Source organism: Lichenibacterium ramalinae (assembly GCF_004137085.1).
Lineage (GTDB): Bacteria > Pseudomonadota > Alphaproteobacteria > Rhizobiales > Beijerinckiaceae > Lichenihabitans > Lichenihabitans ramalinae.
Window position 1 is genome coordinate 41,572 of the sequence record NZ_QYBC01000002.1, and the last position, 17,845, is coordinate 59,416.

Genomic DNA, 17,845 nt, shown 5'->3' on the forward strand with positions numbered 1-17,845 from the left:
CAAGCTAGCGTGAGGCGTCGTGGGCCCGTCGCCGGGCGGGCCCTCACGGGCCGGCGGGGTCGCCGGCCACCATTCGCTAGCGCCCATGCCCCCTTCGAGTTCAAGACCGATCGACGATCCTGCCGCGGACGCCGCCCTCCTGCTGATCCGCCTGGGCCTGCTCGTCCTGGCCTTCGCGGTGCCGCTGAGTGCCGTCATCTCGCGGCGCGCCCTCTACACGCTGCTCCCGATCGGCGGCGGCCTGCTCATCGTCGCGGCCTCGCTCCTGCCCCGTCCGCCGGTGAAGCGCCGCCTCGCCGGCGCCCTGACCACGGCGGCCGGCCTCGGCGCCCTGGTGCTGCTGGCCTGGAGCGCCGCCTCTATCATCTGGACGCCGTTTCCCGCCGAAGCCGCCCAGCGCTGGCTGAAGGAGGGCGGCACCATCATGGCGGTCGGGCTGGTGATGGCTCTGCTGCCGGAGCGGACCCGGACCTCGAACCTCTACCTGTTCCCGCTCGGCCTCGTCCCGGCCGGGATCGCGACGGCGGTCTTCGGCCTCGTCGGCGCGCAGCGGCTCAGCCAGTTCCCCGATGCCGACGGCACGCTCGAGCGCGCCGTCGTCAGCCTCGTCGTCCTGGTCTGGCCGGCGCTCGGCGCGCTCGCGGTGCGCGAGCGCTGGACGTCAGCGGCCCTGCTGGTGATCGGCATCACGCTCAGCGCCATGGCGGCGTGGACGCCCGTGGCGCTGACGGGCCTGGCGCTCGGCGCCGTCGCCTTCGCGGGCGCGACGCTGTCGCCCCGGCGGGCCGGCGTGGTGTTCGGGGCGGCGGCCGGGGCCGTGCTCCTGTTCGCGCCGGGCATCCCCTTCGTGTTCGAGCCGCTGTTCGACAGGCTCGGCACCATCACGGGCGGCCGGCTGCCGGAATTCGCCGAGATGGCCCGCGGTCTCCACGTCTGGGCCGACCTCGTCGCGTCGGACCGGCTGCGGCTCGTCACCGGCCACGGCTTGGACCTCGCGACGCGCGGGGCCGTGGTGGGCTACCTGCCGCCCGAGATCCCGCGGAGCCTCGCCTTCGAGATCTGGTACGACCTCGGCCTCGTCGGCGCCGCCGCCGCGGCACTGCTGGCCTTCGGCGGCTTCGTCCTGGCGGGCCGGACCGCCGTCGCGGTCGCCCCCTTCCTCATCGCCGAGATCGTGTCCGGCCTCACCTTCGCGCTGTGGGGGCTCGACACGACGGAACTCTGGTGGGTCACCACCCTGTCGGTCGGCGCGCTGGCCTTCGCGGTTGTCATCCGCGGCCAATATCGCACCGAGCGGCCTCACGCGCAGGTGGTGCCGCGGGTCGAACCGCTCCCGCCCCGCCGCGCCGCCTCGTAGGGCCTGCGATCGCGTTCGCCGTTCAGCCATGGCGCCTGCCAGCGCCGGCCCGCCACACGCCGAAGACGAACTCCGCCGTGCAGGTCGTCAGGCGATGCGGCGCGCGCGATCGCCGAACTGCGTGGCGAAGAACGAGTGGTAGGAGCCGCGGCGCGCCATCAGCTCGTCGTGGGTGCCGAACTCCACGGCCCGGCCGTTCTCGATCACGCAGATGCGGTCGGCATCCACGATCGTCTGCAGGCGGTGCGCCACCACGATGGTGGTGCGGCCGACCCTCAAGGCGTCCAGCGCCTTCTGGACCTCGCGCTCGCTCTCGGAATCGAGCGCCGCCGTGGGCTCGTCGAGCAGGATGATGGTGGCCTTCTTCAGGAAGGCGCGCGCGATGGCGATGCGCTGGCGCTGGCCGCCCGACAGCTTCGCGCCCTGCTCGCCGACCTCGGTATCGAAGCCGCGGTCGAAACCCATGATGAAATCGTAGGCGTGGGCGCGCCGTGCCGCATCCACGATCTCGGCCTCGTCGGCACCGGGCCGCCCGAGCGCGATGTTGTCGCGGACGGAGCCGCGGAACAGGAACACGTCCTGCGCCACGAAGGCGATGGCGTCGCGCAGCGAGCGCGTGTTGACGGTCGTGACGTCCTGCCCGTCGATCAGCACCTGGCCGGATTCGGGCTCGTAGAGGCGCTGCACCAGGCTGATGATGGTGGATTTGCCCCCGCCCGAGGGCCCGACCAGGGCCGTGGTCCGGTCGGGCTCGGCCAGGAGGTCGATGGCGTCGAGCACGCGCTCGCCCTGCCGGTAGGAGAAGGACACGCCTTCGAGCGCGATGCGGCCCGGGCCCGGCAGGAGGTCCGGCCGCGTCGCGTCGCGGGCGTCGGGCAGCGGCTCGTCGAGCAGGTCGTAGACGAGCCGGGCTCCGACGAGGCTGTTCTGCAGGTCGAGGTTCAGCCGTCCCAGGCGCTTGGCGGGCTCGTAGGCCGACAGCAGCGCCCCCATGAAGGCGAAGAAGGAGCCGGGGTCGCTGTGCGCTACCGCCACCTTCCAGCCGCCGTAGAGGATGATGATCGAGACCGCGACGCCGCCCAGCGTTTCCGACACCGGGCTCGACAGCGCGATGCCGACCGCCATGCGGTTCGCCGCCTTCTCGACCTCGCTGATCGCGCCCGCCATGCGGGCCCGCATCACCCCCTCGAGGTTGAAGCTCTTGATGATGCGGATGCCCTGGGCGGTCTCGCCCATGTGCTTCATGATCTCGGCGGAGCCGTCGAAGGAGCGGCGTGCGGCGCGGCGCACCTTCTTCATCAGGCGGCTCAGCATCAGCACGCCGACGGGCGCGATCGACAGCGCGATCAGCGACATCAGCGGGTCGTTGTACACCATCACGCCCGCGAGGCCGACGACGGTGAGCACGTCGCGGCCGGCGGAGTTGATGACGAACTGCACGGCATCGCGTGCGCCGTTGGCCGCCATGGCGAGCCGCGCCATCAGTTCGCTCGAATGCCGGTCCGAGAAGAAGCGCACCGGCTGGTGCAGCAGGTGGTCGTAGACGCGCCGCTGCAGCGCCGCCACGATGCGGTTGCCGGCGCGCGACATCAGGATGAGCTGGCCGCAGGTGGCGAGGCCGCGGATCACGTAGAGGATCGCCACCGCGACGGCGAGGTTGCGCAGCGTCTTGAAGGCGCCGGGCTCGGCGACGTTCATGCCCGTCATGCCGTTGACCACGGGGCGCAGCAGCGCGACGGAGCCGACGCTGGCGGCGGCGCTGACGGCCATGAGGACCAGGGCCGCCGCGTAGCTGCCGGCATGGGCGCGGGCGTGTTCGGCCATCAGCCGCCGCACCAGCGGGAAGGTCCGGCCGCCCTCGTCTGCAGCGGCCGTCGTGTTCTGCGCCATGGGTCTCCTCGGGTCCCGCCGGGGCACCGGGGGATGGGCGGACAGGGTCCGGGCCGCCCCGCGGCGGACCCTCGCGCTTCCTTAGACCATCCGGCGCGGAGGGGCCAACGGCGTCGACGGGACGTCGAGAGCCGCTCGTCCGGCGGACCGCGCGGCATCGTCCCGCCGCGGGCAACGACGCGGCCATTCGGGCGTTGATGCGCGACGTTTCCGCGCGCCGGCTCGCCCGACACGCAACTCATCGAAGGATCCCCTCCCATGTCGCTCCGGGCTCTGACCGTCGCGGTCGCATTCGGCACAATGGCTCCCACCCTCGCCATCGCGGCGCCACCCGCCGTCGCGACGGCCCCCGTGGCGGAGCCCGCGGCCGCGGCTGCGGCGGCGACCACCTCCGACCCCGCCGGCGCCCATGCCGCCATCGCGCAGGCGCAGGAGCGGTTGGCCGAAATCGACGCCACCATCACGGTGATGCAGGACCAGGCCGACAAGGCCGACGCGGCCGCCCGCCAGAAGGCCCGCGACGCCGTCGCGGCCCTGAAGGGCATCCGCGACACCTACAAGAAGGAGGTCGACGAGGTCGCGGCGCGCGGGCGGCAGATGACGGCCGACCAGCTGGCCGTGGCCCGCGCCGCCCTCACGGCACCCTGGACGCAGTTCGAGCAGGCCCTCGACCAGGACGTCCGCGGCCTCAAGCTCGACGTGGCGCAGCGCAAGGCGATCGTCGAGGCGCGCATCAAGGCCGAACAGACCTATTGGCAGGACGTGATCGCCGACCTGCAGGCCACCGCCGCCAACCTCACCGCCGAGCAGCGGGCCGCCATCGACGCGCGGGTCGCCGCCGTGCGGGCCCATGCCGAGGCCGCCAAGGCCCGTCTCACCCGGCTCGGCCGTGCCGGCCAGACGGCCTGGTCGGCCCTGAAGCAGGGCCTCGTCAACTCGCGTCAGGTCTTCGACGAGACCTATCGCGGCACGCGCTGAGGCGCATCACCCGGCCGGGCGGGCGAAGGCATCGCGCAAAAGGTCGGCGAGCCCGGCGACGGCGGGCGGGGCAGGCCCTGCCCCGCCCAGCAACGAGATGGCGAAGGCGGGAAGCTCAGGCAGGCCCGCCGCCGGAGGCAGCACGTCGAGCCCCGGCGGGATGGCCGACGCCAGCCAGGCCGAGACCGCGAGGTCGGCCCGGACCATGGCGGCGGTCGCATCGAGGCTGCCGCCCTCGAACTGCGTCCGCCAGGGCCGGCCGTCCGCTTCGAGTGCCGCCAGGACGGCGGGCCGGAACGCGCAGGTCTCCGCGACGAGCGAGACCGGCAGCGGCCGGCGCTCGTGCGCCTGTCCGCCACGGGCCCCGGTCCAGACCAGACGATCGATCGCCAGGCACTCGCCGGGTTCGCCGTCCCACGGCGACTCGACGAGCGCGAGGTCGAGCCGACCGGCGTCGATCGCCGTCGCCAGGTCCGGGGAGGCCCCACAATGCAGCGAGAGGTCGATGCGCGGCCAGGCCGCCGCATGGGCCTTGAGGACCGGTGCCAGGCGGGCCCCGGCGAGGTCGTGCGGCACGCCGAGCCGCACGGTACCCTCGGCAGCGCTGCCGCCGAGGTCGGCCCAGACGGAATCGTTGAGGGCGACGAGCCGGCGCGCCTGCGCGAGGAGGCGTTCGCCGGCGGGCGTCGGCCGGAGGCCGCTTCGGGCGCGGTCGAGCAGGGCTCGCCCGGCCAGGGCCTCGAGCCGGGCGATCTGCTGGCTGACGGCGCCCTGGGTGAGGTGCAGGGTCTCGGCCGCCGCCGTCATGCTCCCCCGGTCGGCCGCGGTGGCGAAGGCGCGGAGCAGGGCTATATCGAGGTTGCGGGTCATCGCTCTATCATGAACCCTGATGGACCTCATCACCAACATTAGTTTTGCAGGCGGAACCGCGGGGTTTAGCTCGAAGCTCCCCCAGCGAGGTGCCGCCATGACTGTCCCGCCCCTGCTCGCCCTGATGGGCTTCGTCCTCGTCGCGACGCTCAGTCCCGGCGGCGCCACCACGCTGGCGACGGCGTCTGGCGCGAACTTCGGCCTGCGTCGCTCGCTCCCGCTCATCGCCGGCATTGCCATGGGCCTGGCCTCGATGGCGGCTGCGGCGGCGGCGGGCCTCGCCGGGCTGCTGCTCGCCGCCCCCGCCCTGCAGGTCGCCTTGAAGGCGAGCGGCACGGCCTACCTCCTGTGGCTCGCCTGGCAGGTCGGGCGGCGCAGCGCCCCACGCGGACCGGGCGGCGGCGCGCGCCCGCAGAGCTTCGTCGACGGCCTCTGGATGCTGTGGCACAATCCCAAGGGCTGGGCCATGACGATGGGGGCGGCGGCCTCCTTCGCGGGTCTGGCGGAGGGGCCGGCGCGCCTCGGCCTGCTGCTCGGCGCCGCCTTCGGCGTCTCGGCGGCGCTGTCCCTGTCGCTCTGGTGCTGCGCGGGGCTCGTCCTCGGCCGAAGCTTGCGGACCACGGCCCAATGGCGGATCCTCAACGCGGCCCTGGGAAGCCTCCTGGCCCTGTCGGTGCTGCCGATCTGGCTTTGAGGCAGTATCGGCTTTGTCGGAGGCGCCTTGGCGGCTCGGAGCCGATGCGACGGCTCTCGATCCGGAGCTGGAACGTCTTCGCCGACGGCGAAAGCGCTTTGGGAGTTGTCACGCAGCCTGGACGGTGGCTCCGCTGGGGCCGTTCTCGGAGCCCGGGCAGGCGATATGCGAAGAGAGTGGCCGATCCACGCTCGCGCCGGCCGACGCTGCGAGCGCCGAACAGGGCCCGGCCCCTGCGGGGTGGCGGCCTCCATGGTGCATCGTGCACTCTAACCCTGCGGAAGCTGCCCGATGATCCCGACGCTCGACCTCGAAGCCGCCTGCGAGGCCCTCACCGATCACTGGTCGCCCAAGGTGGTGGGGCGGGTGAACGACCAATACGTCAAGGTCGCCAAGCTGCTCGGCCAACTCGTTTGGCACCGGCACGAGGCCGAGGACGAGTTGTTCCAGGTGATACGGGGTCGGCTGCGGATCCAGTTCGAGGGCGGCAGCGAGGCCGTGATCGGGCCCGGACAGGTGTGCATCGTGCCGCGCGGCACCATGCACAACCCGGTCGCCGACGAGGAATGCTGGATCATGCTCGTCGAAACCGTGACGACGCTCCACACGGGCGGCATCCCGACCGCGAGAACCCGCTCGATCGACGAGCAGCTCGCCTGATCGCGCGGGCGGGGCACCACGCGCCGCGTTGACGCCCGTGGGCCCTTCGGGTCTGGTGCGGCACCACCGGACCCGAGGATCTCCATGACCGACCCCGACAGCATCGGCCTCGATGCCGGCCTCGCCGCCGACGCGACGGCCTGGCGCCGCGACATCCACCGCAACCCCGAAACGCTCTACGACGTGCAGCGCACGGCCGGCCTGGTGGCCGAGAAGCTGCGCGCCTTCGGCTGCGACGAGGTCGTGACCGGCCTCGGGCGGACGGGGGTGGTGGGGGTGATCCAGGGCAAGGGCAAGGGCGGGGCGAAGCGAACCATCGGCCTGCGGGCCGACATGGACGCGCTGCCGATCGCCGAGCAGACCAACCTGCCCTACGCCTCACAGGTGCCGGGCAAGATGCACGCCTGCGGCCACGACGGCCACACCGCCATGCTGCTCGGGGCCGCGCGGCGGCTCTGCGAGACGCGGGACTTCGACGGCACGGCCGTATGCGTGTTCCAGCCCGCCGAGGAGGGTGGCGCCGGCGCACGCGCCATGATCCAGGACGGGCTGATGACCCGCTTCGGCATCGACGAGGTCTACGGCATGCACAACCTGCCGGGCCTTCCCGTGGGCCGCTTCGCGCTGCGTCCCGGGCCCATCATGGCGGCAGCCGACCGGTTCGAGATCGAGGTCGAGGGCCGGGGCGGCCACGCCGCCCAGCCCCACCTCACCGTGGATCCCGTGCTGGTGGGCGCCCACATCGTCACCCTGGCCCAGAGCATCGTGGCGCGCAGCGTCGACCCTCTGGAGGCCTGCGTGGTGTCCGTCACGGTGTTCCAGGCCGGCTCGGCGCAGAACGCCATCCCGCAGACCGCCAAGCTCGCCGGCACGACCCGCACGCTCACGGCCGAGATGCGCGACCTCGCCGAGGCGCGGCTGAAGGCCATCGCCGAAAGCGTGGCGGCCGCGCACGGCGCCCGCGCCACCCTGCGCTACAACCGGGGCTACCCGGTGACGCGCAACGATCCCGCCAGGGCCAGGCTCGCCGAGCGGGCGGCCGTCGCGGTGGCGGGGGCCGACGGTGTCGACGCGACGATCGCCCCCATCATGGGGGCGGAGGACTTCTCCTACATGCTGGAAGCCAGGCCCGGAGCCTTCGTGTTCATCGGCAACGGCGACAGCGCGGGGCTTCATCACCCGGGCTACGACTTCAACGATGCCGCCATCCCGCACGGGATCCGCTACTGGGTGGCGCTGGTGGAAGGGGCTCGGGCGGCCTGACCGGGCCGGGGCGCGTCAGTGCACCCGGGCCAGCATCCCGGCGACGCGCTCCACCATGTCCTCCGGCCGCCACGGCTTGCTGAGGAAGGCCGCGCAGGGCGGAAGCTTGCGCGGGTCGACCAGCGGGCCGCCGGAGGTGATGAGCACGGGAACGCCCGGCCACAGATGCGCCAGGATGGCGACGAGGTCGAGCCCGTTGATGTCGCCCGGCATCTGCACGTCGGTCAGGACGAGGGCGGCCTCGCCGCCGTGCTCGCGCAGGTAGGGTAGAGCCGCATCGGCCGAGTCGAACTCCACTACGATGAAGCCGTTCTCCTCGAGTTCACACACCGCGAGATCCCGCACGAGGAACTCGTCCTCGACGATCACGACGGTCCGTCCGGACCAGGAGTTGTGAATCTGTGCCATGGTCTTCGAACGGCAGGGACTTCCGCAAGTTCCGCTCAATTTGATGCGTTCGATCAACCATGCTTTATCACTGGTGAAGAGGTGCCCTTGCTGATGCTGGCCGACGCGCTCGCGGCGTTCCGCGAGATCCTGAGCCCGCCGTTCCGCGCGGCCCTCGCCAAGGTGTTGGGCCTGACGCTGCTCATCCTGGTCGGCGCCGTGGCGCTGCTCGACCACGGGCTGCTGCTGCTCGTCACCCTGCCCTATCCCTGGCTGTCGACGCTGCTGTCGATCCTGGCCGGGCTCGGGCTGCTGGTGGGATCGGTGTTCCTGGTCGCGCCGGTGTCGTCGGTGGTGGCGGGCTTCTTCATCGACGACCTCGCCGAACTCGTCGAGCGGGACCTCGATCCCACGGCGCCGCCCGGCCGCCCGCTGCGCATCGTCCCCGCCCTGGTGCTGTCGGTGCGGTTCGGCGCCCTGCAGCTGGCCGTCACGCTGCTGGCCCTCCTGCTGCTGCTGGTGCCGGGCGTCAACGCGGTGGCGTTCATCGGCGCCAATGCCTACCTGCTCGGGCGCCAATACTATGAATTCGTGGCGCTGCGCCACCTGCCGCCGGCGGAAGCCGAGGCGCTCCGCCGACGCCACGCCGGGCGCATCTTCCTCGCCGGCCTCGTCCTGGCCGCCATGGTCTCGGTGCCGGTGCTGAACCTCATCACGCCGCTGTTCGGCGCCGCCTTCATGGTGCGGGTGTTCAAGCGCCTGCCCGGGGCGGCGGCGGGCGGCCGCCGCTACGAGGCCCAGTTGACGGCGAAGTCGCCGTAGAGGGTGAGGCCGCCGCAGGCATAGAGCGTCTGGCCCGTCACGTAGCGGGCCTCGTCCGATGCCAGGAAGGCGAAGAGGGTGGCGATCTCCTCGGCCTCGGCGGCGCGGCCCATGGGAATGTGGGCCTCGACGGCGGCACGGGCCGCGGCGTCGCCGGTCCAGGCGGCGTTCATGTCGGTGGCGACGGCGCCGGGGCCGACCGCGTTGACCCGGATGCCGCGCGCCGCGAACTCGAGCGCCAGCGTCCGGGTGAGGTTGCCGAGGCCCCCTTTCGCCACCGAATAGGCGGCGTAGCCCGGCTTCGGCACGATCTCGTGCACGCTGGTCGTGTTGATGATGGTGCCCTTCGGGCCGTCCTGGCCGAGGAACATCGTCAGCGCGGCCCGGGAACACAGGGCCGGGCCGATGAGGTCGACGCCGACGACGCGCAGGAAGGCGGCCTCGTCGAAGCTGTCCCCGGGCGTCTCGACCTGCATGCCGGCATTGTTGACGAGGATGTGGAGCCCGGCGCCGCGCGCCGCGACCGCGGCGAACATGCGGGCCACGGCGGCGGGGTCGGCGACGTCGGCCTCGATCGCCTTGTGGGCGCGGGCGGGATGGCCTTCGGCGGCGGTCGCGGCATGGAGCGCCGCGACGGTGGCGGCGGCGCCCTCGGCATCCCGGAGGTGGTTCACCAGCACGGTGGCGCCTTCGCGGGCGAACAGCTCCGCCACGGCGCGGCCGATGCCCCGCGAGCCGCCCGTCACCAACGCGACCCGGTTCTCCAGGCGATGGGCGTTCCTCGTCATGATGTTCTCCCGATCGAAGCCTGTCGACAGGCTCGCATTCCAGACCTGGCGTGGATCGACGACAGCGTCACGCGCTAGACCACGTGGTCGGGCGCCAGCGCGCAGGCGGTGGTCTCGTCGACCTCGACCTGCAGCGTGGCATGGCCGATGCCGAAGCGCTCGCGCAAGCCCGAACAGCAGTCCATCAGGGCCCTGTCGCCCGGATGGCCGCCCGGCATCACGAGGTGGACGGTGAGGGCCGTGTCGGTGGTGGAGATCGGCCAGATGTGGAGGTCGTGCAGCGCCGCGACGCCAGGCCGACCCGCGAGGTAGCGGCGCACCGCCTCGGGCTCGATGCCGGGCGGCACCGCGCCCATCGCCATCCTGGTGCTGTCGCCCAGCAGGCTCCAGGTGCCGTAGACGATGACGGCGTTGACGGCGAGGCTCACGGCGGGGTCGAGCCACAGCCAGCCCGTGACGAGGATCAGCAGGCCCGCCAGCACGACGCCCACCGAGACCAGGGCGTCGGCCAGCATGTGGGTGAAGGCGCCGCGCATGTTGAGGTCGCCCTTGCTGCCGGCGGCGAAGAGCCAGGCGCAGGCGCCGTTCACCACGATGCCGGCGGCCGCCACGCCCATCACGGTCCAGGCCGCGACGGGCTCGGGATGGGCGAAGCGCGTGAGCGCTTCCCAGGACAGGCCGCCGATGACGACCAGCAGGAAGACGGCGTTGAACAGCGCCGCCAGGATCGACGAGGAGCCGAAGCCGTAGGTGAAGCGCCGGCTCGGCGCCCGCCGCGTCAGCGCATGGGCGCCGCCCGCCACGATGAGGCCGAGCACGTCCGACAGGTTGTGGCCGGCATCGGCCAGGAGCGCCACCGAATGGGAGGCGAGGCCGAACACCACCTCCGCCACGACGAAGGCGGCGTTGAGCGCAATGCCGAGCAGGAAGGCACGGCCGAAGGAGGCCGGCGCATGCACGTGGCCGTGACCGTGCCCATGCCCATGATGGGCGTGACCGTGGGAGGCGTGATCGTGGCCGTGGTGATCGTGGTCGTGGTGATCGTGGTCGTGGCCGTGGTGATCGTGGTCGTGGTCGGCTTGGCGATCCGCTTGGGGCTGCACCGTTCTGGATCTCCTGTCGCGGCGGGTCCCCTCCCTTATCAGGCTTCGCGCCGGAACGGATCCCTCGCACCCGCGAGGGCCGCCCCCGGCCGCGCGAAACATCGCCCGCCGGGGTGAGGCGGGCGGGGAAAAGCGCTATGTCGGGATCCGTGACCCGGGAGGACCTTCGACATGCCGAACGACGCTTCCACAGGGGCGGGCCCGCTCCGGACCCTCGACCGCCGCGCCGTGATCGCCGGCCTTCTCGCCGTCGCCGTCACGCGCCCGGCGGCCGCGGCCGCGGCCGAGGATGCGCTGGCGGCGCTCGAAGCCCGTCACGGCGGCCGGCTCGGCGTCTTCGCGCTCGACACCGGCACGGGACGCAGCCTGGCCCACCGTGCCGACGAGCGCTTCCTCATGTGCTCGACCACCAAGTTCGCCTCCGTGGCGGCCCTGCTGGCCCGGGTCGACGCCGGCACCGAACGGCGGGACCGGCGCGTCGCCTACGGGGCCGCCGATGTCGCCGTCGGCTACGCGCCCGACACCAAGGCCCATCTCGCCGAGGGCGGCATGGACGTCGAGGCCCTGTGCCGCGCCGCGATGGTGCACAGCGACAACGGCGCCGCCAACCTGGTCCTGGCGAGCCTCGGCGGGCCGGACGCCGTCACGCGCTTCGTGCGCGGGCTGGGGGACGGCGTCACACGGTTCGACCGCACCGAGCCGACGCTGAACCGCACCGACGGGCCCCTCGACACCACGACCCCGCGGGCCTTTGCGGGGACGCTGCGCGCCGTGCTGCTCGGCGAAGCCCTGGCGCCGGCGTCGCGCAGCCTGCTCGAGGGCTGGATGGTGGCCTGCGAAACGGGGCGGGCGCGCATCCGCGCCGGGGTGCCGGCGGGCTGGACGGTCGGCGACAAGACCGGCACGGCCGGCCCCAACGCCGGCGATGTCGCGCTGCTGCGCCCGCCGGGGCGGGCGCCGATCGTGGTGGCGGCCTATTGCGACGCGCCGAAGCTCGCCGACGCCGAACGCGAGGCCGTGCTGAAGGCGGTCGGCACGGCCGTGTCGGCCCTGCCGGCCTGAGCGGCGTCCGCGCCGGTCCGCTCCGGTGGACAAGCGTGCCGCCATCCGTCATTGAGCCCCGCGCGGGGGAAACGTCATGGAACGGCTGCAGGTGATCGAGGGCGGGGCGGAGGACGTGGCCGCCGCCATGCGCGAGATCGGCCGGGCGGCACGGCGCGCCCAGCGCATCCTCAGCGCCGCCGCGGCCGGGACCGTGAACCGGGCCCTCGTGGCGGCCGCCGATGCCGTGCGTCGCGACGCTTCGGCGATCCTCGACGCCAACGCCCGCGACATCGCCGAGGCGCGCGACCTGACGTCCGCCACGCGCGACCGGTTGACGCTCGACCCCGACCGCATCAAGGCCGTGGCGCGCAGCCTGGAGGAGATCGCGGAACTGCCCTGCCCCGTGGGCCGCGTGCTGGCGCGGTTCGACCGCCCGAACGGCCTCGTCATCGAACGGGTCTCGACGCCCCTCGGCGTCGTCGGCGTGATCTACGAGAGCCGCCCCAACGTCACGGCCGACGCCGGCGCGCTGTGCCTGAAGAGCGGCAACGCCTCCGTGCTGCGCGGCGGCTCGGAAAGCTTCCACTCGACGCGCGCCCTGCACGCCTGCCTGGTGCGGGGCCTCGAAGCCGCCGGCCTGCCGGCCGCCGCCATCTCGCTCGTGCCGACGCGCCACCGCGACGCCGTGGGCGAGATGCTGAAGGGGCTCGACGGCAACCTCGACGTGCTGGTGCCGCGCGGCGGCAAGGCGCTGGTGGCGCGCGTGCAGGCCGAGGCACGGGTCCCGGTCTTCGCCCACCTCGAGGGGCTCGTGCACCTCTACGTCGACGCCGCCGCCGATCCCGACATGGCCGAACAGGTCCTGGTGAACTCCAAGCTGCGCCGCACCGGCGTCTGCGGCGCCGTTGAAACGCTGCTGGTCCACGCCAGCCATGCCGAAACGCTGCTGCCCCGGCTCGTCAAGGCCCTGCTCGACCGCGGCTGCGCGGTGCGGGGCGACGCCGCCACCCTGAAGGCCGACCCCCGGGTGACGCCCGCCGAGGAGGCGGACTGGCGCACCGAATACCTCGACGGCATCATCTCGGCCCGGGTCGTGCCGGACCTCGATGCCGCCGTCGACCACATCGAGACCTACGGCTCGCACCACACCGACGGCATCGTGACGGCGGACCTCGCCGCCGCCGCCACCTTCATGGCCGAGGTCGATTCCGCCATCGTGGTGCACAATGCATCGACGCAATTCGCCGACGGCGGCGAGTTCGGCTTCGGCGGCGAGATCGGCATCGCCACGGGCCGCATGCACGCCCGCGGTCCCGTCGGCCTCGAACAGCTCTGCTCCTTCAAGTACCGGGTGCGCGGCGAGGGGCAGACCCGGCCGTGAGTCCAGCCGCGGGGCCGCGGTCCCCGGGCGGTCGCAACCTTCCAGCCTGGGCGCCGGGCCTGCGCGTCGGCCTCTTCGGCGGCAGCTTCAACCCACCGCACGACGGCCACCGCCTCGTCAGCACGACGGCGCTTCGCCGCCTCGCGCTCGACCGCGTCTGGTGGGTGGTGACGCCCGGCAACCCGCTGAAGCGGCACGACGGCCTGGCGGACCTCGACACCCGCATCGCGGCGGCCCGCGCCGTGGCAGACCATCCCGATATCGCCGTGACGGGCCTCGAGGCCGGCATCGGCATGCGCTACACGGTGGACACGGTCCGCTACCTGCAGCGACGCTGCCCGGGCGTGCGGTTCGTGTGGATCATGGGGGCCGACAACCTGATGCAGCTGCCGCGCTGGCGGCGGTGGCGCGACCTCGTCGACCTCGTGCCGATCGCCGTGGTGGACCGGCCGGGCAGCACGCTGCGGTCGCTCAACGGGCGCGCCGCCGCCGTGCTGGCGCCGGGGCGGCTGCGCGAAACGGAAGCGCAGCTCCTCGCCGACCGGCACCCGCCGGCCTTCGTCTACCTGCACGGTCCGCGCTCGTCGGCCTCGTCGACGGCGTTGCGCGATGCGGGCCGGGGCCTCCTGTGACCGAATTTCCGACGCCGCGTTAAGCTTCCGTCAACCAGTCCCGTCCCACCGTCATGCGTCCCGCGGCCCCGACCGGCGTCACCCCCCGCGGCCCCCGACGATGGGAAACGGACGATGATGGACGGCGCGACGCGTTGGCTGACCTACGACGACATGGCGGAGGCGCTGAACATCACCCCCGACAGCGCGCGGCGCCTGGCGACGCGCCACAAGTGGCCGCGGCGCCCCGGCAACGACGGTCGCGCCCTGGTGGCCGTGCCGGAGGAGCGGCTGGAGCGGTCGCACGAGCCGCGGGCGGAGGGGACCGACGACGAGGCCGATATCCTCCCCGAGGCCGGGCGCGACGCCCGCGCGCTGATCGGCTATCTCGAGCGCCGCATCGGGGAGCTGACGGACGACCTCGCCGAATCGCGGCGCGTGGCCGAGGAGGCCCGCAACGAGGCCCGCGATGCGCGGATCGCCGCCGAAGCCTTGCGCGTTCAGGCCGGCCAGGCCGACGTGCTGACGGCGCTGGTGGCGGCCGAGCGGGCCCATCTCTGCGAGGTCCGGGTCGAGCGGGACCGGCTCGTGGCCCTGCTGACCCAGCGGCCGACCCCGTGGATCGAGCGGCTGTCCGGCCTGCTGCGCAAGGCGGCCTGACGCACGGCCCTGGCCGCCGGGCCTCAGCCCCGCAGCCGTCTCGCGCCCATCGTCGTCGCCACGGCGAGTCCGCCGACCGCCAGGCCGACCACCCCGGCCCCGGCGGCGCCCACCACCCATTCCGCCCCCGCGGCGAGCCGCGCCGGCACCCGCCCGGCGAACGCCTCGGCGGCGTCGTCGAGCGCATGGGCGGGCGCCGCGACGTCGAAGGCCTCGAGCCCATGCAGCAGGATGCCGCCGCCGACCCAGATCATGGCGGCGGTGCCGACCACCGACAGCGTCGTCATGACCGGCGGCATGGCCCGCACGAGGCCGCGGCCGAGGGCCCGCACCGGCGCGGCGCCCCGGCGGGACAGGTGGAGTCCGATGTCGTCCACCTTCACGACCAGCGCCACGACGCCGTAGACCCCCACCGTGATGGCGGTGCCGACGAGGGCCAGCACCACGGCCTCGACCAGCACGGGCCGGTCGGCGACCTCGGCCAGCGAGATCGCCATGATCTCGGCCGACAGGATCAGGTCGGTGCGGATCGCGCCCTTCACCTTGCCGTCCTCCAGCGCGCCTGCATTCTCGGCGGACCCGCTCGAACCCGCATGCGGGAGCGACGCCGTCGGCTCGGCATCGGCCGCCGCATGACCGTCGTGGCCGAGGACCACCTCGACGACCTTCTCGACGCCCTCGAAACACAGGTAGACGCCGCCCAGCATCAGCAGCGGCGTCACGGCCCAGGGCGCGACGGCATTGAGCAGCAGCGCGGCCGGCAGCAGGAACAGCAGCTTGTTGCGCAGAGAGCCGAGGCCGATGCGGCCGATGATGGGCAGTTCGCGCTCCGGCGCCAGGCCAGCCACGTAGCGCGGCGTCACCGCCGTGTCGTCCACCACCACGCCGGCGGCCTTGAGCCCCACGCGCCCGGCCGTCCCGGCGACGTCGTCGAGCGAGGCCGCGGCGAGCCTGGCGATGCCGGCCACGTCGTCGAGCAGGGCGAAGAAACCGGACGGCATGGCGGATCGCGTCTCCCGGAGACCGGACCCGATCGTCCGTCCCCCGGCACGTCAACGTCCGGAACGTCCGTCCGGCTCCGCGGTTGGAAAGGGCACGGCGAGCGGCCGACATCCCCTCCGTGCCCGGCCTCGACGGGGTCGGCGAGGCCGGGCCCGAAACCTCGATGGGGGCCATCGTGCCTCCGCCCATGGGAGAACCCGCATGAAGATCGGCGACAAGGTGCGCTTCCGGCCCGACGCCCGGCACCGCGACACGCTGGGCCCCATGGCCGACCAGATCGGCCAGGTGATCGATGTCGCCACGATGGACGGGGTGGAAACCCTGGTGGTCACGTTCGGCGACAACGGACCGCTCGAGGCCGGCGTGCCGGCGGCCGAGTTCGAGCCGGCGCTCGACGACGACGCCGAGCCGGCCTGATGCCCGGCACCTCGCCCGCCCTACGCCCGGACCCCGCGCCCGGCGCGCCCCCCAACCCCGTCGAAGTGCCGTCCGACACGCCGGTCGACGTGCCGCAGCCCGGCCCCGACGTGATCGACCCCGGCATCGGCATCCCGACCGGTCCGGGTCCGACGCCCCCCGGTCCCGGGACTCCCGGCGCCCCGGCCTCGCCCGGCGTGCCGGGCGGGACCTGACGGGCCGCGCCTCAGCGGCGCCGTTCGAACACGAGGAGCCGCCCGGGCACCGGCGCCTGCCCTTCGAGGCGCAGGTCCTGGGCCAGGTCCTCGAGCGTCGCGAAGTCCCGCGCCGCCAGGGCCACGACATGGGCCGGCGCGTGGGCGAAGCGCCCCGACGGCAGCAGGGCGTAGTTCCGGCCCTCAACCGTCTCGATGCTGAGGCAGAAGAGCCCGCCCGGGCGCAGAGCCGCCTTGGCGGCGGCGAAGAGCGGGGCGAGGTCGCCGAAGTAGGTGAGCAGGTCGGCCGCAAAGAGCAGGTCGTAGCGCTGCGGGGCGCCGCGCAGGAAGTCCACGGCCTCGGCCTTGACGAGATCGGCGTAGAGGCCGCGCTTGGCCGCCTCGGCCAGCATGCCGTCCGCGACGTCGACGCCGGTCAGCCGCCCCGCCAGGGCGCTCAGCGGCGCGGCGCCGAGACCCGTGCCGCAGCCGAGGTCCAGGACGTCCGCGCAGTGGTGCCGGTGGCGGGCCGCCAGGGCGGCGAGCTGCTGGGGCACCCGGTAGAGCAGCAGGCCGACGAGCTTCTCGTCGAAGGTCGGCGCGAAGGCGTCGAAATGGCTTTCGAGGTAGCTGACCGGCGCCGCCGTCAGCGGGCACCCGCAGAGGGCGTCGAGCAGGTAGGCCTGGACGGGGTCGCCCGGCTGGCGCGCCAGGCGATAGCGGCCGACCGCGATGGCGGCCTCGGTGTGGCCATAGGCGCTGAGCATGGAGAAGGCGGCGTAGAGCAGCGAATCGTCCTCCTCACCGTCCGCGCCGGCGATGGCGGCATGGGCGGCGAGCGCCGCATCGACGTCGCCCGACAGAAGGGCGGTGAAGGCGCGGGCGCGGGCGAGGTTGCGCCGGGCCGTGTCGGGCAGCGGCATGAGGGCGCCGCACACCGCGAAGGCCTCGGCCGCCCCGGCGAAATTGCCGCCGAGGTAGCGCGCCTGGCCGAGGCACAGCGCCGCCATGGCGTGGTCGGGAACCAGGGCCAGCGCGTCCGCGAGGTGCCGCGCCGCTTCGGCGTAGCGGCGGCGCTCGAACAGCATCAGGCCGAGGGCGAAGTGGGCGTCGGAAAGCGCCGGGTCGCGCAGGATCGCCTGGCGGAAGGCGGCTTCGGCGCCGGCGTGGTCGTCGCCCTGCACGAGGAGGTTGGCGCACATCAGCCAGGACCGGGCCTCGTCGGGCGCGAGACCCAGGGCCCGCCGGATGGCCGTCAGGGCCGCGCCGGCCTGGCCGACAGCCTGGAACGCGAAGGCGAGGTCGCGCCACAGGTCGGCGTCGCCCGGCGACAGCGACAGGGCCGCCGTGAAGGCCTCGACGGCCCCGGCGAGCCGCCCGGCCTCCCATTCGAGCAGGCCGAAGCGGCGCAGCGCGCGGCACGGCTCGGGATCGGCCGCCTCCAGGGCGGCGAAGGTCGGCGAGGACCGGCGCAGCTCCGCGCGGAGCAGCGCCACCTTGCCGGCCTGCGGCAGGTCGATGGGCCGGGTGGCGGGGGGTGCCGACGGGATCGCATCGGCGAAGACGCCCGGCGGCGGACAGTTCGGGGCGGGCGTCGGCGACCCGGCGCCGGGGCGGACCTCGGGCGACTGTCTCGTGAATGCCAAGCTCATCGTGCATCGCCCCCCGCCGAGGGACAGCCCCAGGCGGCCCGTCGACGGCAGGACACTCGGCCGGGGGACTTA

General features: G+C 73.6%; 19 protein-coding genes. 12 read left to right on the forward strand and 7 right to left on the reverse strand.

The window, feature by feature from the left end:
* The first annotated feature begins 85 nt into the window (after positions 1 to 85).
* On the forward strand, positions 86 to 1,357 hold the full coding sequence (locus D3272_RS02450; RefSeq protein ID WP_129217506.1) for a hypothetical protein: 1,272 nt from the start codon (positions 86 to 88) through the stop codon (positions 1,355 to 1,357).
* A gap of 87 nt (positions 1,358 to 1,444) precedes the next feature.
* Here D3272_RS02450 and D3272_RS02455 read toward each other — a convergent pair whose 3' ends face one another.
* Positions 1,445 to 3,247: an ABC transporter ATP-binding protein gene (locus D3272_RS02455; protein ID WP_129217507.1), complete on the reverse strand. Its 1,803-nt coding sequence runs from the start codon at positions 3,245 to 3,247 to the stop codon at positions 1,445 to 1,447.
* Positions 3,248 to 3,505: 258 nt separating this feature from the next.
* Here D3272_RS02455 and D3272_RS02460 point away from each other — a divergent pair, with 258 nt between their 5' ends.
* Positions 3,506 to 4,225, forward strand: coding sequence for a sll1863 family stress response protein (locus D3272_RS02460; RefSeq protein WP_129217508.1), 720 nt, complete (start codon positions 3,506 to 3,508; stop codon positions 4,223 to 4,225).
* Between the two features lie 6 nt (positions 4,226 to 4,231).
* On the opposite strand, the gene D3272_RS02465 is transcribed toward D3272_RS02460, so the two are convergent.
* Positions 4,232 to 5,095 carry a LysR family transcriptional regulator gene (locus tag D3272_RS02465; RefSeq protein ID WP_129217509.1) on the reverse strand — a complete coding sequence of 288 codons (864 nt, stop codon included), beginning with the start codon at positions 5,093 to 5,095 and terminating at the stop codon, positions 4,232 to 4,234.
* Positions 5,096 to 5,192: 97 nt separating this feature from the next.
* Here D3272_RS02465 and D3272_RS02470 point away from each other — a divergent pair, with 97 nt between their 5' ends.
* The 3 genes from D3272_RS02470 (at position 5,193) to D3272_RS02480 (ending at position 7,712) form a co-directional block, all read left to right on the forward strand.
* Positions 5,193 to 5,789 (forward strand): LysE family translocator, encoded by a 597-nt coding sequence (locus tag D3272_RS02470; RefSeq protein WP_129217510.1) that lies wholly within the window; start codon positions 5,193 to 5,195, stop codon positions 5,787 to 5,789.
* 291 nt (positions 5,790 to 6,080) lie between these two features.
* Positions 6,081 to 6,449: a cupin domain-containing protein gene (locus D3272_RS02475; protein ID WP_129217511.1), complete on the forward strand. Its 369-nt coding sequence runs from the start codon at positions 6,081 to 6,083 to the stop codon at positions 6,447 to 6,449.
* Positions 6,450 to 6,533: 84 nt separating this feature from the next.
* Entirely contained in the window at positions 6,534 to 7,712 is a 1,179-nt protein-coding gene (locus D3272_RS02480; protein ID WP_129217512.1) for a M20 aminoacylase family protein, read from the forward strand.
* Positions 7,713 to 7,727: 15 nt separating this feature from the next.
* Here D3272_RS02480 and D3272_RS02485 read toward each other — a convergent pair whose 3' ends face one another.
* Entirely contained in the window at positions 7,728 to 8,120 is a 393-nt protein-coding gene (locus tag D3272_RS02485) for a response regulator (RefSeq protein ID WP_129217513.1), read from the reverse strand.
* A 93-nt stretch (positions 8,121 to 8,213) separates the two neighbouring features.
* Between D3272_RS02485 and D3272_RS02490 the strand changes: the two genes are divergently transcribed.
* Complete coding sequence (locus D3272_RS02490; protein WP_129217880.1) at positions 8,214 to 8,921, forward strand: sulfate transporter family protein; 708 nt, start codon at positions 8,214 to 8,216, stop codon at positions 8,919 to 8,921.
* Here the strand turns inward: D3272_RS02490 and D3272_RS02495 are convergent.
* Both D3272_RS02495 and D3272_RS02500 read right to left on the reverse strand, forming a co-directional pair.
* The gene (locus D3272_RS02495) at positions 8,888 to 9,709 is read right to left on the reverse strand and encodes an SDR family oxidoreductase (RefSeq protein ID WP_129217514.1); all 822 of its coding nucleotides are present in this window, start codon (positions 9,707 to 9,709) and stop codon (positions 8,888 to 8,890) included. The genes D3272_RS02490 and D3272_RS02495 overlap by 34 nt on opposite strands.
* Before the next feature lie 74 nt (positions 9,710 to 9,783).
* Positions 9,784 to 10,812, reverse strand: coding sequence for a cation diffusion facilitator family transporter (locus tag D3272_RS02500; protein ID WP_245496344.1), 1,029 nt, complete (start codon positions 10,810 to 10,812; stop codon positions 9,784 to 9,786).
* A gap of 171 nt (positions 10,813 to 10,983) precedes the next feature.
* On the opposite strand from D3272_RS02500, the gene bla reads away from it, so the two are divergent.
* The 4 genes from bla to D3272_RS02520 all read left to right on the forward strand — a co-directional run bounded on the left by bla (position 10,984) and on the right by D3272_RS02520 (position 14,508).
* Positions 10,984 to 11,874 carry a class A beta-lactamase gene (bla, locus tag D3272_RS02505; protein WP_129217516.1) on the forward strand — a complete coding sequence of 297 codons (891 nt, stop codon included), beginning with the start codon at positions 10,984 to 10,986 and terminating at the stop codon, positions 11,872 to 11,874.
* Positions 11,875 to 11,950: 76 nt separating this feature from the next.
* Complete coding sequence (locus D3272_RS02510; protein WP_129217517.1) at positions 11,951 to 13,237, forward strand: glutamate-5-semialdehyde dehydrogenase; 1,287 nt, start codon at positions 11,951 to 11,953, stop codon at positions 13,235 to 13,237.
* The gene (locus tag D3272_RS02515) at positions 13,234 to 13,869 is read left to right on the forward strand and encodes a nicotinate-nucleotide adenylyltransferase (RefSeq protein WP_129217518.1); all 636 of its coding nucleotides are present in this window, start codon (positions 13,234 to 13,236) and stop codon (positions 13,867 to 13,869) included. The genes D3272_RS02510 and D3272_RS02515 overlap by 4 nt, the downstream gene beginning before the upstream one ends.
* A gap of 114 nt (positions 13,870 to 13,983) precedes the next feature.
* Positions 13,984 to 14,508, forward strand: a complete 525-nt coding sequence (locus D3272_RS02520) for a hypothetical protein (protein WP_129217519.1) — start codon at positions 13,984 to 13,986, stop codon at positions 14,506 to 14,508.
* A 23-nt stretch (positions 14,509 to 14,531) separates the two neighbouring features.
* On the opposite strand, the gene D3272_RS02525 is transcribed toward D3272_RS02520, so the two are convergent.
* Positions 14,532 to 15,509 carry a DUF808 domain-containing protein gene (locus tag D3272_RS02525; protein ID WP_129217520.1) on the reverse strand — a complete coding sequence of 326 codons (978 nt, stop codon included), beginning with the start codon at positions 15,507 to 15,509 and terminating at the stop codon, positions 14,532 to 14,534.
* A 202-nt stretch (positions 15,510 to 15,711) separates the two neighbouring features.
* Here D3272_RS02525 and D3272_RS02530 point away from each other — a divergent pair, with 202 nt between their 5' ends.
* Positions 15,712 to 15,927 (forward strand): hypothetical protein, encoded by a 216-nt coding sequence (locus tag D3272_RS02530; RefSeq protein WP_129217521.1) that lies wholly within the window; start codon positions 15,712 to 15,714, stop codon positions 15,925 to 15,927.
* Complete coding sequence (locus tag D3272_RS02535) at positions 15,927 to 16,142, forward strand: hypothetical protein (RefSeq protein WP_129217522.1); 216 nt, start codon at positions 15,927 to 15,929, stop codon at positions 16,140 to 16,142. The genes D3272_RS02530 and D3272_RS02535 overlap by 1 nt, the downstream gene beginning before the upstream one ends.
* 11 nt (positions 16,143 to 16,153) lie before the next feature.
* On the opposite strand, the gene D3272_RS02540 is transcribed toward D3272_RS02535, so the two are convergent.
* A complete protein-coding gene (locus tag D3272_RS02540) occupies positions 16,154 to 17,767 on the reverse strand; it encodes a tetratricopeptide repeat protein (protein WP_207210111.1) in 1,614 nt (537 codons plus the stop codon).
* Positions 17,768 to 17,845 lie beyond the last annotated feature (78 nt).

What these genes read in the sequence shown, in the direction of transcription:
- D3272_RS02450 (WP_129217506.1), top strand. Translation starts at nt 86, where the DNA reads ATGCCCCCTTCGAGTTCAAGACCGATCGACGATCCTGCCGCGGACGCC.
- D3272_RS02455 (WP_129217507.1), bottom strand. Translation starts at nt 3,247, where the DNA reads ATGGCGCAGAACACGACGGCCGCTGCAGACGAGGGCGGCCGGACCTTC.
- D3272_RS02460 (WP_129217508.1), top strand. Translation starts at nt 3,506, where the DNA reads ATGTCGCTCCGGGCTCTGACCGTCGCGGTCGCATTCGGCACAATGGCT.
- D3272_RS02465 (WP_129217509.1), bottom strand. Translation starts at nt 5,095, where the DNA reads ATGACCCGCAACCTCGATATAGCCCTGCTCCGCGCCTTCGCCACCGCG.
- D3272_RS02470 (WP_129217510.1), top strand. Translation starts at nt 5,193, where the DNA reads ATGACTGTCCCGCCCCTGCTCGCCCTGATGGGCTTCGTCCTCGTCGCG.
- D3272_RS02475 (WP_129217511.1), top strand. Translation starts at nt 6,081, where the DNA reads ATGATCCCGACGCTCGACCTCGAAGCCGCCTGCGAGGCCCTCACCGAT.
- D3272_RS02480 (WP_129217512.1), top strand. Translation starts at nt 6,534, where the DNA reads ATGACCGACCCCGACAGCATCGGCCTCGATGCCGGCCTCGCCGCCGAC.
- D3272_RS02485 (WP_129217513.1), bottom strand. Translation starts at nt 8,120, where the DNA reads ATGGCACAGATTCACAACTCCTGGTCCGGACGGACCGTCGTGATCGTC.
- D3272_RS02490 (WP_129217880.1), top strand. Translation starts at nt 8,214, where the DNA reads ATGCTGGCCGACGCGCTCGCGGCGTTCCGCGAGATCCTGAGCCCGCCG.
- D3272_RS02495 (WP_129217514.1), bottom strand. Translation starts at nt 9,709, where the DNA reads ATGACGAGGAACGCCCATCGCCTGGAGAACCGGGTCGCGTTGGTGACG.
- bla (WP_129217516.1), top strand. Translation starts at nt 10,984, where the DNA reads ATGCCGAACGACGCTTCCACAGGGGCGGGCCCGCTCCGGACCCTCGAC.
- D3272_RS02510 (WP_129217517.1), top strand. Translation starts at nt 11,951, where the DNA reads ATGGAACGGCTGCAGGTGATCGAGGGCGGGGCGGAGGACGTGGCCGCC.
- D3272_RS02520 (WP_129217519.1), top strand. Translation starts at nt 13,984, where the DNA reads ATGATGGACGGCGCGACGCGTTGGCTGACCTACGACGACATGGCGGAG.
- D3272_RS02525 (WP_129217520.1), bottom strand. Translation starts at nt 15,509, where the DNA reads ATGCCGTCCGGTTTCTTCGCCCTGCTCGACGACGTGGCCGGCATCGCC.
- D3272_RS02530 (WP_129217521.1), top strand. Translation starts at nt 15,712, where the DNA reads ATGAAGATCGGCGACAAGGTGCGCTTCCGGCCCGACGCCCGGCACCGC.
- D3272_RS02535 (WP_129217522.1), top strand. Translation starts at nt 15,927, where the DNA reads ATGCCCGGCACCTCGCCCGCCCTACGCCCGGACCCCGCGCCCGGCGCG.